Below are 16675 nucleotides of genomic sequence, written 5' to 3'. Positions count from 1 at the left end.
GTTCTCCGGTCTGCGGAGGCGCCGTGCGGGTGTCGCAGGCGCTCCGTGGCGGCGGTGCACCGGACGGTGCGGCCGGCCCGGTCCTGCGGGGCCGGCCGCACTCGGTTCAGCTAGCTCAGGCTCGCGACGGTGGAGCGGACCTTGGCGATGATCTCGGCCGGGATCGGCGCGTAGTCGTTCTCCTTGAGGACGTTCTGGCCGTCCTCGCTGGCGATGTAGGTCAGGAAGGACTTGGCGGCGGGGAGCGTCTCGGCCTTGTTGCCCTTCTCGCAGACGATCTCGTACGTCACCAGGGTGATCGGGTAGGCGCCCTCGGCGGTGGGCTTGTAGTTCAGCTCCAGGGCGAGGTCCTTGCCCTTGCCGACGACCTTGGCCTCGGAGATGGCCTTGGAGGCGTTGTCGACGGTGGCCTTCACCGGCTCCTTGGCGCCCGTCTTCAGGTCGACGGTCTTGATGCCGTCACCGGCGTAGGAGAGCTCGAAGTACGAGATGGCGCCCGCGGTCTGCTTCACCTGGCCCGCGACACCGGAGGAGCCGTTCGCGGACTGGCCGCCCTTGGGCTCCCACTGCTTGCCCGGCTCGTAGGGCCAGGCGTCGGGGGCGGCGCCCTTGAGGTACTTGGTGAAGTTGTCCGTGGTGCCCGACTCGTCGGAGCGGTGGAAGGCCTGGACCTTGGTGCTGGGGAGCTTGACGTCGGGGTTGAGCTTCTTGATCGCCTTGTCGTCCCAGGTCTTGATCTTGTCGTTGAAGATGTCGGCCAGGGTCTTGGCGTCCAGGGTCAGGTTGTCGACGCCGGGGACGTTGTAGCCGATGGCGATCGGGCCGCCCACCATGGGCAGGTCGATGGCCTGGCTGTCCTTGCAGACCTTCTTCGACTTCTCGATCTCCTCGGGCTTCAGCGCCGAGTCGGAACCGGCGAAGGCGGTCTGGCCCTGCAGGAACGCGGTGATGCCGGCGCCCGAACCCGTCGGGTTGTAGTTCAGCTGCACGTCCTTGCAGTTGGTCGTGTAGACCTTCCGCCAGGCGTCGATCGCGGGCTTCTGCGCGGAGGAGCCGGAAGCGGCGAGCTGGCCCTTGGCGTCATCACACTTGATGTTGGCGTTGGCGTTGGTCTCCTTGCCGCCGCCGTTGCCGCTCGTGTCGTCGGAGCCGCACGCCGTGAGGGCCAGGGCGCCGGAGACGGCGATGGCGCCGAGCGAGAGGGCGCGGAGCCGGTTCTTGCGCTGAAGCTTCACTTCGGGTCTTCCTTCCGGGAGCCGCCGACCCTTTGCTGGCGGCGTGCGATGTCTTGCGTGTCGAGGTCTTACGTCGTGTTGTAAGGCCGAAATTAGGCAGGACAGGTGAAGCGGCCGATGGGCATGAGTGAACGGAGGGTGAACCTCGGCGGTCGGCCTGGTTAGGCGAATGTGTGACGAAAAGTAGCCGCTCGACTACGTGAGGTTAAGGACGCTGAGCAGGACGTCCACGAGTTCCTTGTCCCTGTCCTGGGTCAGGCGGTCCCGGGCGGCGGAGGGGGAGAGCCAGAGGATCCGGGACACCTCGTCGTTCGGGGCGAACGAGCCCGCGGTGGCCTCGGCCGCCCAGTAGCGGACCTCTTTGGGGCGGCCGTCGACCCGGTAGCGGACGGTGGGCAGCTCGGGGCCCAGGGCGCACGTCATGCCGGTCTCCTCGAGCACCTCGCGGCGCGCGCAGTCCCGCGCGTTCTCGTGGCGTTTCTGCCTGCCCTTCGGGTGCGACCAGTCCGCCCACTTCGGGCGGTACACCAGGGCGAGCTCGATGCCGTGGCCCGTGGGCGAGCGGCGCCACAGCAGGCAGCCCGCCGCGCGGATCGCGGAGCCGTTCCCCGAGGTCACCGCGGACTCATCGCCTCGTGCAGCCAGGCCTGCTGGAAGGTGAAGCGTGCCGCCTCGACCTCGTGGCGCTGGTCGGCGTGGAGCACGCCGAGGGCGTACGCCGTGGCCGGGGCGATGCGGGGGGTGCGGGCCGCCTGGGCCGCGGCGGCGGCCGCGGCGGCGGCCTCGCGGTGCAGGTTGAGGGCGTGGCTCGCCTGGGTGATGCGGGGCTCCGGGGGCGCGAGGTCCAGGAGCTCCTGGGCGTAGCGGTGCAGGCGCAGCAGGGAGCGGACCTTGAGCCAGGGGGCGTCCTGCGCGTCCGGGGCGGTGTCCGTGGGGGCCAGGCCGTGGGAGAGGGCGCCCGCGTTGTACGGGTGGCCCGCCTGGCCGAGGGGGAGCGCGGAGACGGCTTCGGCGAGGTCCGCCTCGGCCTGGGCGGCCAGGCGCTTCAGGTCGTCCGTGGCGTCGCTGAGGGGGACGTCGCTGGCCAGTACGGCCACGTTGTCCGCCACCGCGTGGAAGCGGGAGGAGCCGAAGGCCTGGAGGGCCGTTGAATGCGCGCGGGTCCTGGCCAGGGTGAGTTGCCGTTCCAGAAGTGCCGCTGCCTTCGCCGCGCCCACCGTCAGGCCTCTCGGGGGGCTGCCCGGCGCATCGGCGCCGGGAGCCTCGGGCTGTGCCCACCCTCCCCCGAGCCCTCGGCCCCGCTCGAGCAGGGGGGATCCCCCTCGCCGTGCGGAACGCCTGCCCGCGGCGGGGACGGCCTCCTCCGCCGGGCTCGGCACAGGTGCCGGGCCCGACAGGCGGTGCAAGGCGTCCAGCAGGCGGGTCAGGCGGGTGGCGTAGGCGTGTTCCTGGGCCAACGTGCCCGAGAGCCAGGCCAGTTCGGGGCGCAGCGAGGCCGCCCAGTCCGGGTCCAGGAGCGGGCGGAAGGTGTGCAGGGTGCCGCCGATGCGGCGGGCCGCGCGGCGCAGGGAGCGGGCCGCCTCCTGGGACTCCTCGGCGCCCTGCGCGTCCGTCGTGGACTCGCGGTGCAGCCGCAGGGAGCGGAGGAACTCCGTGGCCTGGTCCTGTAGATAGGCCTCCAGGGCCTTCCCCGCGGCGCCCGTCGTGCCCGCCGTACCCGTCGTCATCTCATGGTGTTGCTGTGCCACGCCGGCGCCTCCGGGCGTCTATGAGCATCTCCTGTACGTTCCGCAGGGGCTGGCCTTCCGGGTCCACCGAGTGGCGGGTCCAGTTGCCGTCCGCGCCCAGGTGCCAGGAGGCGGTGGTGTCCGACATGCCGGTCTCCAGGAGCCGGCTGAGGGCCGCCCGGTGCGCCGGGTCCTGGACCCTGACCAGCGCCTCGATGCGGCGGTCGAGATTGCGGTGCATCATGTCGGCGCTGCCGATCCACACCTCCGGTTCGCCGCCGTTGCCGAAGGCGAAGACGCGGGAGTGCTCAAGGAAGCGGCCGAGCACGGAGCGTACGCGGATGTTCTCCGACAGACCCGCCACGCCGGGGCGCACCGCGCAGATGCCGCGCACCCACACGTGCACCTCGACGCCCGCCTGCGACGCGCGGTACAGCGCGTCGACGACCGCCTCGTCGACCATCGAGTTGACCTTGATGCGGACGTAGGCGGGGCGGCCCGCCCTGTGGTGCTGCATCTCCTTGTTGATGCGGGAGACGAGGCCGTCGCGCAGGGACTTGGGGGCCACGAGCAGACGGCGGTAGGTCTCCCTGCGGGAGTAGCCGGAGAGGCGGTTGAAGAGGTCGGAGAGGTCCGCGCCCACTTCGGAGTTGGAGGTCAGCAGGCCCAGGTCCTCGTACAGGCGGGCCGTCTTGGGGTGGTAGTTGCCCGTGCCGACGTGCGAGTAGCGGACGAGGGCCTCGCCCTCCTGGCGTACGACGAGGGAGAGCTTGCAGTGGGTCTTCAGGCCGACCAGGCCGTAGACCACGTGGCAGCCCGCCTCCTCCAGCTTTCTCGCCCACTTGATGTTGGCCTGCTCGTCGAAGCGGGCCTTGATCTCGACGAGGACGAGGACCTGCTTGCCGGACTCCGCGGCGTCGATCAGCGCGTCCACTATCGGGGAGTCGCCCGAGGTGCGGTACAGCGTCTGCTTGATGGCGAGGACGTCGGGGTCGGACGCCGCCTGCTCCAGGAAGGCCTGCACGGACGTGGAGAAGGAGTCGTACGGGTGGTGCAGGAGTACGTCGCGTTCGCGAAGGGCGGCGAAGATGTCGGGTGCGGACGCCGACTCGACCTCGGCGAGGTCGCGGTGGGTGCCCGCCACGAACTTGGGGTACTTCAGCTCGGGCCGGTCCAGGGCGGCGATGCTGAAGAGGCCGGTGAGGTCGAGCGGGCCCGGCAGCGGGTAGACCTCGGCCTCGCTGATCTTCAGCTCGCGCACCAGGAGGCTGAGGATGTTCGGGTCGATGGACTCCTCGACCTCCAGGCGCACGGGCGGGCCGAAGCGGCGCCGCATGAGCTCCTTCTCCAGGGCCTGGAGGAGGTTCTCGGCGTCGTCCTCCTCGACCTCCAGGTCCTCGTTCCTGGTGAGCCGGAACATGTGGTGCTCCTGGATCTCCATGCCCGGGAAGAGCTCCTGGAGATGCGCGGGCGCGGCGATGACGTCCTCTATGGGGACGTACCGCTGGGGGGAGGCCTCAAGGAAGCGGGAGAGCAGGGGCGGGACCTTCACACGTGCGAAGTGCTGATGCCCTGAGACCGGGTTGCGCACGACCACGGCGAGGTTGAGCGAGAGCCCCGAGATGTACGGGAAGGGGTGCGCGGGGTCCACGGCCAGCGGCGTCAGGACGGGGAAGATCTGCTGCCGGAAGAGCGTGAAGAGCCGGGACTGCTCCTTCTCGGTCAGCTCGTGCCAGCGCACCAGGTGGATGCCCTCGTCGGCGAGGCCGGGGGCGACGTCGTCCTGGTAACAGGCGGCGTGCCGGGCCATGAGCTCGCGGGAGCGGTTCCAGATGAGTTCGAGGACCTCGCGGGGCTGCAGGCCGGAGGCCGAGCGGGTCGCGACGCCGGTCGCGATGCGGCGCTTGAGGCCCGCGACGCGGACCATGAAGAACTCGTCCAGGTTCGAGGCGAAGATCGCCAGGAAATTCGCCCGTTCGAGGAGGGGTGTGTGGGGGTCCTCGGCGAGTTCGAGGACCCGTTCGTTGAAGGCGAGCCAGCTGCGCTCCCGGTCCAGGAAGCGGCCCTGCGGCAGTTCGGCGCCGTCGTGTCCGACCTGGGCGTCCTCGTCGTACGCGTCGAGATCGGCGTCGATGTCGGGGTCGAGGTCGGAGACGGTGGCGGCGATGGTGTGCGGCCGGTGCGCGGCGATGGAGCCCACGGAAGGCTGGGCGTGCTGGACAGGTCCCTGCGTGTGCGGCTGGCTCATGGAGCCATTCTTCCGTGCGGGCACCCCGATGGGCGCGTCGGAGAGCGCGGGGGTGAGGCGGAGCTTCCCGTTCTTCGGGGTGGCGCTCCCGTCCTCCGGGGAAGCGCCCCCGTTCTCCGGGGGTGGGTCGGGCACGGCGGGCTGCATTGAGCGAGCGTCGCAAGGCTGTCTGAATCACCGGTTACGGCGACATGACGTGCGGGACATCGGACGGAGGCTCCCGGGCGTCTACAGCGGGGAGCCTCCGGCCGATCGCAGGGTTCAGGCCGATCGTAGGGTTCAGGCCACGCGGCGGCGCAGGAGGCGGAAGGCGGCGTACGTCGCCGCGGCGGCGAGGGCCAGCACGATCCCGGTCTCGATCAACTGGACGTACCAGAAGTGGGATCGGGGATGGTAGTCCGCGTACGCCCTGACGACCTCGGTGTCGGTGGGGCAGGAGTAGCCGGAGATCGGCTCGGGGAGGCACTGGCCCGGGTAGAAGCGGTCGCCCGCGGCGTTGGTGACGCCCTGGTCCATGACGAAGGAGTCCATCGGCCACATGGTGACCCAGGGCGAGTCGTCGTCGGCGGGCCGGCTGCGCGTGAGCGTGGGCACCAGGTGCCAGCGCGTGGTGCCGAGCAGGAGCAGCACGAGCCCGGTGACGATGCCGGTGGCGGCCACGGCGAGCAGCGTGCGGCGTACGAGGAGCCCGATGAGCGTGCCGAAGGACACGGCGAGGAGGGCGTACGCGACGAAGGCGGGACCGGTCACTTCGTAGACGCCGCGGTCGGCCCAGTGGAGGTTCCAGTGGCTGCCGACCAGCTCGGAGGCGCCGAACTGGAAGACCGCCATGAGGGCGAGCGTGCCGCCCACGGCGAACGCGGCGGCCGTGGTCATCTTCGTGGCCAGCCAGCGCGCGGGGGAGACCGACTGGGTCCAGGCGAGCTTGTACACGCCGGACTCCATCTCGCGCCCGATCATCGGGCCCGCGACGAAGGCGCCGATGAGCAGGGGCACCAGGAGCAGGGCCACGGCGCCGTTCGCCATGCTGATGTTGAGCAGGTCGCGTGCGCTGGTGAAGCCCAGGAACGTTTCGCAGGTGCCGTGGTGGGAGCAGGCGCCCTTCGGTTCGGGGTAGGCGTCGGCGGCCCAGCGCAGCCAGCCGGTGTAGGCGAGCGCCGCGACGACGAGGGCGCCGCCGGTCAGCAGGGCGGTGCGGTGCAGGCGGAGTTCCGCCCAGCGGGGACCGTGCAGGGTGGGCAGGCTCATGCCGTCACTCCCCTCGCGGGGCGGGACGTGGAGCCCGGTGTCAGGAGCGGCGGCACATCGGGTGAGCGGAGATGGGCCAGCAACAGCTCCTCCAGGGAGGGTTCCTGGACCTCCCAGCCCTCGCCGACCGGGACTTCGGTGCGGATCAGGGCGGTCAGACCGCGGCCCGTGGCGCGGGACTCCACGACCGTGTGCACGGCCAGGTCGGCCAGGGGCCGCCTGGCGGTCACCAGGGCGTGCGCGGCGACGAGGTCGTCGATCCCGCCCCCGAGCCGGACGCCGCCCTCGGACACGAGGAGCAAGTGGTCGCAGGCGTCGGCCAGTTCGCTCACGATGTGCGAGGACATGACCACCGTCGTGCCGTGTTCGGCGGCCTCCGCCATCAGCGTGCCCATGAGCTGGTGCCTGGCGAGCGGGTCGAGGTCGGCCATCGGCTCGTCCAGGAGCAGGAGTTCGGCCCGCTTGCCGAGCGCGAGGGCGAGCGCGACGCGGGTGCGCTGGCCCCCGGAGAGCGTGCGGACGCGGGCGTTCGGATCGAGCCCGCCGCCGCTCGCGACGCGCTCGGCCGCCCCCATGTCCCAGATTCCCGCGTTGAGTTCGGCCCCGAGCCGCAGGGTGTCCGCGATGGTCAGCCGCGGATGGAGCGGCTTGTCCTGGGCGACGTACGCGACACGGGTACGGGCCTCGGCGGGGCTGGTGCCGAGGACGGTGAGCGTGCCCGACGTGGGCCGGTCGAGGCCTGCCGCGAGGGCGAGCAGGGTCGACTTGCCCGCGCCGTTCGGGCCGACGACCGCGCAGACGCGCCCGGCGGGCAGGCGGAAGGAGCAGTCGCGCAGGGCGTACCGGTCCCGTCCGAAGCGTTTGGTCAGTGCGGTCGCCTCTATGGCGGTGTCGGTCATGCCAAGTCCCCCCTGGTCATGTGCTCTTGGGTGTACAACTCGCTGAACTGCTCTTCCAGTACGGCCGTGAACAGCGCCGCCACGTCGTCCTTCTCCAGCCCCGACCGCCGGGCCCGCGCCGCCCACTCGACGAGCTCCCCCCGCAGCGGCGAGTCGGCCGGTGCGCCGCCGAGCGTCCTGCGGACGAACGTGCCGAGGCCGCGGCGGGCCTCGACCAGGCCCTCGCGCTCCAGCTCGCGGTAGGCCTTCAGCACCGTGTTCGGGTTGATGGCCGTGGCCTCGACGACCTCGCGGGCCGTGGGCAGCTTGTCGCCGGGCTCCAACAGGCCGAGGCGCAGGGCCTGTCGGGTCTGCTGGACGATCTGGAGATAGGTGGCGACGCCGCTGCGCCGGTCGATGCGGTACTCGACCATCGCCTTGCACCACCCTTTCACTAATTGAGTAGTGAAAGGGTGGTGCAAGACCGGGTGTGCAGTCAAGGGGGAGTTGTGTGGGGGGTTTCGAGGAGCGGCCGGAACCGGTTTCGGGGCGCGGCCGGTGATCTTGTAGCCTCTGCCGCTCAGCATTGACGTGAACACGTACGAAATACGGGGGACTTGCCTTGTCCATGTCTCAGCAGCGCCGTCGGCCGAACCTGCCGCAGGGCGGTGGCGGCGGGGCCTTCAGCGGCCTCTCGCCCCTGATGAAGGTGGCGGTCCTGGTCATCGCGGCGGTCGTCGCCGGCGTCTGGATGTACACGAGCCGCGGCAACACCACGGGACCCGACAGCGAGACGGCCAAGCAGCCCGCCTCCGCCCAGGTCGGCGACTGCGTCCAGAACAAGGGGTCCGAGGGCAGCCCCGACATGGAGGTCATCGACTGCGGTGACGCCAAGGCCGAGTACAAGGTCGCGAGCATGCACGAGACCGAGTGCGAGCCGGGTCAGTCGCGCTACGAGCAGACGCGGCGCGGCCGGGTGCAGTTCTCCATGTGCCTGACCGAGGTCGGCGCCAAGTAGATCGCCGAGCAGGTCGCCGAGCAGGCCGCCAGGTGGGCCGCGGCACGAGCAGGCCGCCAGGTGGGCCGCGGCACCCGGAGCCGCGCCGCTCAGGGCTCCGTCAGGACTCCGTGCGGTACATCAGGTCCGTCTCGTGGGTGACGAAACCGAGGCGTTCGTAGACGCTCACGGCCGCCTTGTTGTCCGCGTCCACGTACAGCATCGCGGTCGGCAGGCCCGCCTGTGCGAGGTGGCGCAGGCCAATGGTGGTCAGGGCCTTGCCGAGGCCGCCGCCCTGCGCTCCGGGGCGCACGCCGACCACGTACACCTCGCCGAGGCGCTCCTGCTCGTGCACCTTCGTCCAGTGGAAGCCGACCAGCTCGCCGTCGCTCTCGCGCTCGGCGAGGAAGAAGCCCGCCGGGTCGAACCACGGCTCCGCCTTGCGGTCGTCCAGGTCGCGCTGGGTCAGGGAGCCCTGCTCGGGGTGGTGCGCGAAGGCCTCGGCGTTCACCGCGAGCCACGCCGCGTCGTCCTGCCCGGGGACGAAGGCACGTACGGAAACGCCCTCGGGAAGCACCGGCTCGGGCAGGTCCAGGTCCGCCAACGGACGCCGCATCTGCCGCAGTTCGCGGAAGAGGGCGAGGCCGAGCACCTGCGCCAGGTGCCGTGCCGAGGAGTGCCCGCCGTGCGCCCACACCCGCAGGCGGCGGCCCGACTCGCCGAGGAGCGCCGTGCCCAGCGCCCTGCCGTGCCCGCGGCCGCGGTGCGCGGGGTGCACGACGAGCTCGGCCGCGGGGGCCTCCACCGGGTCGGTGTCCTCCAGCTGCGCGTACCCGACGAGGTGGTCGTCGACGCTCAGGAGCAGGTGCCGCACCCCCTCCCGCGCGCCGCCCTTCAGCTGCAGCCTGCCCTGCTCGGAGACCGCCTGCTGGCCGTCCGAGCGGGCGGCCTCGGCGAGCAGTCCGAGCACGGCGTCGGCCTGCGCCGAGGTGAGCGTGGCGAGGGTGTCGATCTTCCGAAGGGGGGCGGGAGCGGGCTGGTCGTCAGTCATGGCATCGAGGGTACGGGCTCCATTTCTCTTCCCGCCTCTTCTCTTCCCGCCTCGTCAGGCCGACGGCAACCAGGATGTAACCGGCAACCCTCTGTTGCGCTACGCGCGTTGAACCTAGGCTGCCCGACGGTCCCAGTCGTCCCACACCACCCCCGGGGGAACACTTGTCCGCCACACAGAAGCAACGAAGGCCCAGGCGCCGAGCCACCCGCGTCCTCGCCGCGGCGGCGGGGCTCGCCACCGCGGGGGCCCTCGTCGCCGCGCTGCCCGCCGGCGCCGGGCAGAACCACGCGGGCCCGGCCGGCGGCAAGAAGCGCACGGTGGACGTGCAGTTGCTGTCCTTCAACGACTTCCACGGCAACCTGCAGCCGCCCGCGGGATCCTCGGGGCAGGTCACGGAGAAGCAGGCCGACGGCACGGAGAAGAAGATCGACGCCGGTGGCGTCGAGTACCTCGCCACGTCCCTGCGCACCGCCCGCAAGGCCCACCCCTACAGCGTCACGGCCGCCGCGGGCGACCTCATCGGCGCCAGCCCGCTGCTCTCCGGCCTCTTCCACGACGAGCCCACCGTCGAGGCGATGAACAAGCTCGACCTGGACGTCACCAGCGTCGGCAACCACGAGTTCGACGAGGGCGCCGAGGAACTGGCCCGCATCCAGAACGGCGGCTGCCACCCCGAGGACGGTTGCTTCGAGAAGGACGGTAACGGCAAGCCGAAGGAGTTCGAGGGCGCCGACTACCCCTACCTCGCCGCGAACGTCACGAGCGAGAAGACCGGCAGGCCCCTCCTCGATCCCTACTGGGTGTGGAAGCACAAGGGCGTGAAGATCGGCTTCATCGGCGTCACGCTCGAAGGGACCCCGGACGTCGTCTCCGCCGAGGGCGTCAAGGGCCTGAAGTTCCACGACGAGATCGAGACCGTCAACAAGTACGCGAAGATCCTCGACAAGCAGGGCGTGAAGTCCATCGTCACGCTCGTCCACGAGGGCGGCGCCCCCGCGAGCCAGACGTACAACTACGACTGCGACTCGCCCGGCGCGGGCGACGGCATCTCGGGGCCGATCACCGCCATCGCCAAGGGCATCACGCCCAAGGTCGACGCCCTCGTCACCGGCCACACGCACAGCGCGTACGTCTGCACGATCCCCGACCCGGCGGGCAGGCCCCGCATGGTGACCTCGGCGTCCTCCTTCGGGAAGCTCTACACGGACACCACGCTCACGTACGACCGCAGGACCAAGGACATCGTGCGCACCAGCGTGCGGTCGGCCAACCACGTCGTCAGCCGCGAGCAGGCCAAGGCGCCCGACATGACCTCGCTCGTCTCGCGCTGGGACAAGCTGGCCGCGCCCGTGGCCAACAGGCCCGTCGGCTACGTCTCCGCGGACATCCCGGGGCGTGGCGCCGGTGTCCCGGAGTCCCCGCTCGGCGACCTCATCGCGGACGCGCAGCTCGCGCACGCCAGGTCCCTCGACCCGGAGGCCGATCTGGCCCTGATGAACTCCGGGGGCATCCGCTCCGACATCGTCCACAAGGCGAGCGGCAGCGAGGGCGACGGCGTCGTCACCTACGGCGAGGCGTTCACCGTGCAGCCCTTCTCCAACACCGTCAACCTGGTCGACCTGACCGGCGCGCAGCTCGTCGCCGGGCTCAAGCAGCAGGTCAGCGGCGCGAACGAGGCCTCGCCGAAGATCCTGCAGATCTCGGACGGTCTGACGTACACGCTGGACATGACCAAGACCGGCGCGGACCGCGTCGTCGCCGACTCCGTCAGGCTGAACGGCAAGGCGATCGACCCGGCGGCCACCTACCGCGTCGCGATGAACTCCTTCCTCACGGGCGGCGGCGACGGCTTCACCGAGCTCGGCAAGGGCGCGAAGCCGCTCGTCGGCGGCGAGGACCTGAAGGTCTTCAACGACCACCTGATCGCCAACTCCTCGGCGGACAAGCCGATCGCGCCGCCGAAGGCGGACCGCATCACGATCGTGAAGTGAGTGCTGCGGTGAGTAAGCGATGCGTTAAGTAAGTGGCCGAAACCGGTGCTTACCGGGAGTAAGGCTTGGGGTGGGGTGTGAACGTATGGTGAGATCGCTCGATGCGTTCCCCCCACCGCATAGCCACGCATCCTCCGGATGCGCCTATTGACGACGACCGCAACGACCGGCCCAAGTACACCAATCCGTACGAAGAGCTCGGCGAGCTCGCGCCCAGTCCGCTGGAGGAGTTCCTCCACGAGGAGAAGGACGAGGACCAGGCGGACACGGCCTGGTCGCCGCCCAACCACCGCCGCGGCAGCCGCCGCCGCAACCGGTTCGCAGGACTGCCGCTCGCCGCGAAGGCCGTCGTCGCCGTCCTCGTCGCCGCCGCCTTCCTCGCCCTCGGCGACCGCTGGGCGCTCCTGTACGCCGAGCACGAGGCCGCGGAGAAGCTCAAGGACCAGATGCACCTGAGCGCGGCGCCCGAGGTCGACATCGAGGGGTTCCCCTTCCTCACCCAGGTCCTCGACCAGCGCCTGGACAAGGTGAAGGTGACCGTCCCCGACGTCGCGGCCGACCGGATCTCGCTCGCCAAGGTCTCCGCGACCGCCACGGACGTCACGATCGAGGGCGACGGGCCCACCTCCATCACGGGCGCCACCATCGGCGGGATGGACGGCGAGGTGCTGCTCTCCTTCGAGGACCTCAACCGCGAACTGGGCGCGTCCCAGGTCACGTTCACCGGCCACGGCCGCGACCAGGTCCTCGCCCGCGGCACGCTGCCCGTCGCGGGCCACGACCTGAAGGTGCGCGCCGACGCCCGCATCCAGCGCAACGGCGAGCGCGGCATCTCCACCGACATCGGCGGCATGAGCCTGCAGCTCGGCGATCTGGCGACCTACCGCCCGGGGGCGCGGAAGTCGGAGGGGCTGCACCTGTCGAAGAGCTCCGCGGACCGCGTGGCCGAGGAGACCGCCAAGGCGAAGGCGCTGCTGTCCGTGCCGGCGATCGTCGAGCGGCTCGGCATCCCCGAGTCCGTGGTCCGCGGCGCCCTGGAGAGCGACGCCAAGCTCAACGAACTCACCGGGTCGCCGCGCTTCGTGAACGACGTGATGGGCCTCAACCTCATCGACGTCGCGATGGGCCACCCCTGGCTGCTCAAGAAGCTCGGCCTCGACCCCGCCCTCCTCAAGGGCCTCTCCCAGCTCACCCGCCCCGTCCTCGCCGACCGCCTGACCCTCGCCTTCCAGCTGCCGAAGCTGCCGGGGGCAGGGACGGTGGCGCTGCGGGACGTGACGGTGGAGAAGGAGGGCATCCGGGTGCGGCTCGCGGGGGCGGGGATCGGCTTCGGCCGCTAGACGGGACGGCCCTCTTCCAGGGCCAGGTGCGCGCCCCGGAAGCCCGCCCGCAGCCGCCGGTCGTGGCTGACGACCACCAGCGTGCCCTCGTAGTGGGCAAGGGCCGCCTCCAGGTCCTCCACGAGGGCGGGGGAGAGGTGGTTCGTCGGCTCGTCGAGGAGCAGCAGGTCGAGCGGGCGCGTGACCAGCAGGGCCAGTTCGAGGCGGCGCCGCAGGCCCACGGACAGCGACCGCACCGGCAGCCGGAGGTCCGCATCGCGGAAGAGCCCGAGGGCGAGGAGTTCCGCGCCGCGCTCCTCTCCGTACAGGGCGAGCGCCGAACGCCCCTCCTGCCACAGGGAGTTGTCCTGCCGCAGGAAGCCGACCCGCGCGGGGCGCCGCATCTCGCCGCTCCCGGGCGCCAGTTCACCGGCGAGCAGCCGCAGCAGCGTCGACTTGCCCGCGCCGTTCGGCCCGGTGACCAGCAGCCGCTCGCCCGCGCCGACCCGCAGCGTCCCCTCGATCGCGAGACGCCCCGGCACGCGTACGTCGGTCAGCTCCACCGCGCCCGCGGCCTCGCCCTCGACCCGCGCGGTGAAGCGCAGGGGCCGCGGCGGCGGGGCGACCGGGTTCTCGGTGAGGCGCTGCAGCCGCTCCCGCGCGTTGCGGATCCGGCCCATCGCGCCGTGCGCCCGTGACCTCGCGCGGAAGGCGCCCGCACCGCTGAACGCGGCCGGTGCCTTGCGGGGGATCGCGGAGAGCAGGCCGATGTTGGACTCGGCGAGGGCGGAGTGCCTGGCCACCTCGGTGCGCCACTCCTCGTACTCCCGCTCGTGGCGGGCCCGTTCGGCGGCCTTGGCGGTCAGGTAGCCGCTGTAGCCGTCGCCGTACCGGCGCACGGTCCGTGTGTCACCGTCCACCTCCAGGATCGTCGTGGTGACGCGGTCGAGGAACGCCCGGTCGTGCGTGACCGCGAGCACGGTGCCGCGGTGCGCGCGCAGCCGGTCCTCCAGCCAGCGCACGGCCTCGTCGTCGAGGTCGTTCGTCGGCTCGTCCAGGAGCAGCAGTTCGGGCGAGGACGCGAGGGCCCCCGCGAGCATCAGGCGGGAGCGCTGTCCGCCGGAGAGCGTGGCCAGCCGCCGTGCGCGGTCCAGCGGCGCGCGTTCGCCGAGCCGGCGCAGGGTGACCTCGACGCGGCGGTCTGCGTCGTGCCCGCCGCGCGCCTCGAACTCGGTGACCAGGGCGGCGTATTGCTCGTACGCCGCTTCGTCCGCGCCCTCCAGGGACGACTCGGCGATCCCGATCCGCCGGGCCAGGGAGCGCAGTTCGGCGAGGGCCGTGTCGATCGCGTCGCCGATCGTCGCCGTGCCCGGCAGGTCGAGGGTCTGGGCGAGGTGTCCGATGCCGCCGGGGGCCGTGACGGTGAGCGTGCCGTTGTCCGGCGGCTCCATCCCGGCGACGATCCGCAGCAGGGTCGACTTCCCGGAGCCGTTGTCCCCGATGACGCCGACCTTCTCGCCGGGGCGGACGGTGAGGGAGACGCGGTCGAGGACGACGCGGTCCTCGTAGCGCTTGGTGATGTCGGAGAGGGTGAGCTGGGAGACGGCGGCGGTGGCGGTGGTGGTGGCTGCTGGGGTGGTGGCGGTGGCTGGGTACAAGTACGTCCTCGTCGTTCGGCGGCATGGTCGGTCCTGCGAGGCGAGACGCGCCGTCTCGCTGGGGTGACCATAGCCCGCCGCGAGGCGTCTGGCAAGACGCACCGTCTCGCTTAATTCTCTCCGGAGTCCCGGCCCGACGGGCTCAGTGGCGTCTCCGGCGGCGGAGTCGCCGCCCCCGGCAGCCGCACCGTCGCCACCGTGCCGCCCCCGTCGGCCGCCCCCAGCGCCACCTCGCCGCCGGACTGCCGCACCGTGCGGGCCACGATCGACAGGCCGAGCCCGGAGCCCGGCAGGCTCCGCGCGGACGGCGAGCGCCAGAACCGGTCGAAGACGTGCGGGAGATCCTCGGCGGGGATGCCGGGTCCGTGGTCGCGCACCGTCAGCGCGCCGTCCTTGAGGGCGACCTCGATGGCGGAGCCGGCCGGGCCGAACTTCACCGCGTTGTCGAGGATGTTGACCACGGCGCGCTCCAGGGCGGCCGGTTCCGCGCGGACGTACCAGGGCGAGAGGTCCGCGGTGAACGTCAGCTCGGGGCCGCGCAGCCTGGCCCGCTCCAGCGCCGCGTCCACGATGTCGTGCAGGGCGATCACCTGCACCTTGCCGCTGCCCTGGCCCGCGTCGGGGCGGGACAGCTCCTGCAAGTCACCGATCAGCGAGGCCAGTTCGGTCATCTGCGCCTTGACCGAGGCGAGCAGCGCCCTGCGGTCGTCGGGCGGGATGGCGCGGCCGGTGTCCTCGCTGCGGGCGAGGAGCTCGATGTTGGTGCGCAGGGAGGTGAGCGGCGTGCGCAGCTCGTGGCCCGCGTCGGCGATCAGCTGCTGCTGGAGGTCGCGGGAGGAGGCCAGCGAGGCGGTCATGGAGTTGAAGGACTCCGACAGGCGGGCGATCTCGTCGTCGCCGTCCACGGGGATGCGCAGGCCCAAGTCCTCGGTGCGGGCGACGTGTTCGACGGCCTCGGTGAGCTGGTCCACGGGCCTGAGCCCGGTGCGGGCCACCCAGAGCCCCGCGACGCCGGCACCGAGGACGCCGATGCCGGCGACGACGGCGAGGACGATGACGAGGTTGTTGAGGGTGTCGTCGACCTCGCTGAGGGGGCGGGCCGCGGAGACCGCGTACGGGGTGCCCTCCAGGGGGTAGGTGAAGACCCGGTACTGCGTGCCGTCGGCCGCGGTGGCGTTGTGGTAGGTGTTCGGGATCTCCCGGAGGGCGACCTCGGTGTCCTTCTCGTCGATCTGGATGGACTGCTTGCCGAGGACGGTGCATTTACCGCCGGTCTGGTCGACCACCTGCACGGTCTGCTTGAGGAGGTTGGGCGCCTCGTCCTGCTTGACGAACGTACGGCCGCACTGACCGGTCTCGTCGATCATGCCGCGCACCCAGTTGTCGGACACGCGGTTCTCGCTCAGCGCGTCGTCCAACGAACTGATCAGCACGTTCCGTACGACGAACCAGCACGCCACCGCGCTCGCGGCCACCGCGAACGCCACGGCCACCGTGACCAGCAACGCCAGGCGCGAGCGCAACGGCAGCGCACGGAAGCGCCGCACCACCCTGTTCACTCGCCGCCCCGCAGCACGTACCCCACGCCCCGCACCGTGTGCACGAGCCGCGGTTCGCCGCCCGCCTCCGTCTTGCGGCGCAGGTACATCACGTACACGTCGAGGGAGTTGGAGGACGGCTCGAAGTCGAAGCCCCAGACCGCCTTGAGGATCTGCTCGCGGGTGAGGACCTGGCGCGGGTGCGCGAGGAACATCTCCAGGAGGGTGAACTCGGTGCGGGTCAGCTCGACCGTGCGCGCGCCCCGCGTCACCTCGCGCGTCGCGAGGTCCATCCGCAGGTCGGCGAAGGCGAGGACGTCGCCCTCCTCGGCCTGCCCGGCCGCCGCGGCGTACGAACTGCGGCGCAGCAGCGCGCGGATGCGGGCGAAGAGCTCGTCCAGCTCGAAGGGTTTGACCAGGTAGTCGTCGGCGCCCGCGTCGAGTCCCGTGACGCGGTCGCCGACGGTGTCGCGCGCGGTCAGCATCAGGATCGGCGTCGTCGAGCCGGTGGCGCGGAGCCTGCGCGCGGCGGTGAGGCCGTCCATGCGGGGCATCTGGATGTCGAGGACGACGAGGTCGGGGCGGTAGGCGGCGGCCTTCTCCAGCGCGTCGGCGCCGTCGACCGCGACCTCGGTGCCGTATCCCTCGAAAGCGAGGCTGCGTTGCAGCGCCTCCCGCACGGCGGGTTCGTCGTCCACGATCAGGATGCGCAGCTGCTCGCGGTCACCGGTGCGGTCGCCTTCGGCGGGGCTCATGGGCTTCGGACTTCCTCGGGTCGGGGT

The 16675-nt window shown here is 71.5% G+C and carries 14 protein-coding genes; 3 read left to right on the top strand and 11 right to left on the bottom strand.

The features are described 5' to 3' along the window. Window positions 1-110: 110 nt before the first annotated feature. From pstS to ACZ4D5_RS35440, 7 genes are all read right to left on the bottom strand, one after another. Window positions 111-1235 (bottom strand): phosphate ABC transporter substrate-binding protein PstS, encoded by a 1125-nt coding sequence (gene pstS, locus ACZ4D5_RS35470; RefSeq protein ID WP_467776599.1) that lies wholly within the window; start codon window positions 1233-1235, stop codon window positions 111-113. A gap of 195 nt (window positions 1236-1430) precedes the next feature. Then, the gene (locus tag ACZ4D5_RS35465; RefSeq protein WP_467776598.1) at window positions 1431-1853 is read right to left on the bottom strand and encodes an NUDIX hydrolase; all 423 of its coding nucleotides are present in this window, start codon (window positions 1851-1853) and stop codon (window positions 1431-1433) included. Beyond that, complete coding sequence (locus ACZ4D5_RS35460; RefSeq protein WP_467776597.1) at window positions 1850-2962, bottom strand: CHAD domain-containing protein; 1113 nt, start codon at window positions 2960-2962, stop codon at window positions 1850-1852. Before ACZ4D5_RS35460 ends, ACZ4D5_RS35465 begins: the two co-directional genes overlap by 4 nt. A gap of 1 nt (window position 2963) precedes the next feature. Continuing rightward, window positions 2964-5357 carry an RNA degradosome polyphosphate kinase gene (locus ACZ4D5_RS35455; RefSeq protein ID WP_467776596.1) on the bottom strand — a complete coding sequence of 798 codons (2394 nt, stop codon included), beginning with the start codon at window positions 5355-5357 and terminating at the stop codon, window positions 2964-2966. Window positions 5358-5489: 132 nt separating this feature from the next. Beyond that, window positions 5490-6458 (bottom strand): ABC transporter permease, encoded by a 969-nt coding sequence (locus tag ACZ4D5_RS35450; RefSeq protein WP_467776595.1) that lies wholly within the window; start codon window positions 6456-6458, stop codon window positions 5490-5492. Then, the gene (locus ACZ4D5_RS35445) at window positions 6455-7357 is read right to left on the bottom strand and encodes an ABC transporter ATP-binding protein (protein WP_467776594.1); all 903 of its coding nucleotides are present in this window, start codon (window positions 7355-7357) and stop codon (window positions 6455-6457) included. Before ACZ4D5_RS35445 ends, ACZ4D5_RS35450 begins: the two co-directional genes overlap by 4 nt. Next, complete coding sequence (locus ACZ4D5_RS35440) at window positions 7354-7770, bottom strand: GntR family transcriptional regulator (protein ID WP_467776593.1); 417 nt, start codon at window positions 7768-7770, stop codon at window positions 7354-7356. The genes ACZ4D5_RS35445 and ACZ4D5_RS35440 overlap by 4 nt, the downstream gene beginning before the upstream one ends. A gap of 194 nt (window positions 7771-7964) precedes the next feature. Between ACZ4D5_RS35440 and ACZ4D5_RS35435 the strand changes: the two genes are divergently transcribed. Further along, window positions 7965-8354, top strand: a complete 390-nt coding sequence (locus ACZ4D5_RS35435; protein WP_467776592.1) for an LppU/SCO3897 family protein — start codon at window positions 7965-7967, stop codon at window positions 8352-8354. Window positions 8355-8454: 100 nt separating this feature from the next. On the opposite strand, the gene mshD is transcribed toward ACZ4D5_RS35435, so the two are convergent. Continuing rightward, window positions 8455-9384, bottom strand: a complete 930-nt coding sequence (mshD, locus tag ACZ4D5_RS35430; RefSeq protein ID WP_467776591.1) for a mycothiol synthase — start codon at window positions 9382-9384, stop codon at window positions 8455-8457. Between the two features lie 164 nt (window positions 9385-9548). On the opposite strand from mshD, the gene ACZ4D5_RS35425 reads away from it, so the two are divergent. Together ACZ4D5_RS35425 and ACZ4D5_RS35420 are read left to right on the top strand one after the other, a co-directional pair. Beyond that, a complete protein-coding gene (locus ACZ4D5_RS35425) occupies window positions 9549-11378 on the top strand; it encodes a bifunctional metallophosphatase/5'-nucleotidase (RefSeq protein ID WP_467776590.1) in 1830 nt (609 codons plus the stop codon). A 101-nt stretch (window positions 11379-11479) separates the two neighbouring features. Next, window positions 11480-12718, top strand: a complete 1239-nt coding sequence (locus tag ACZ4D5_RS35420) for an LmeA family phospholipid-binding protein (protein ID WP_467776589.1) — start codon at window positions 11480-11482, stop codon at window positions 12716-12718. Here ACZ4D5_RS35420 and abc-f read toward each other — a convergent pair. From abc-f to ACZ4D5_RS35405, 3 genes are all read right to left on the bottom strand, one after another. Then, window positions 12715-14355: a ribosomal protection-like ABC-F family protein gene (gene abc-f, locus ACZ4D5_RS35415; protein WP_467776588.1), complete on the bottom strand. Its 1641-nt coding sequence runs from the start codon at window positions 14353-14355 to the stop codon at window positions 12715-12717. The genes ACZ4D5_RS35420 and abc-f overlap by 4 nt on opposite strands. A 110-nt stretch (window positions 14356-14465) precedes the next feature. Then, entirely contained in the window at window positions 14466-15914 is a 1449-nt protein-coding gene (locus ACZ4D5_RS35410; protein ID WP_467776587.1) for a sensor histidine kinase, read from the bottom strand. Next, entirely contained in the window at window positions 15911-16648 is a 738-nt protein-coding gene (locus tag ACZ4D5_RS35405; protein ID WP_069885132.1) for a response regulator transcription factor, read from the bottom strand. Before ACZ4D5_RS35405 ends, ACZ4D5_RS35410 begins: the two co-directional genes overlap by 4 nt. Window positions 16649-16675 lie beyond the last annotated feature (27 nt).

Source organism: Streptomyces sp. NPDC025651 (assembly GCF_055558735.1).
This window is presented reverse-complemented; position numbering and strand designations above follow the sequence as displayed.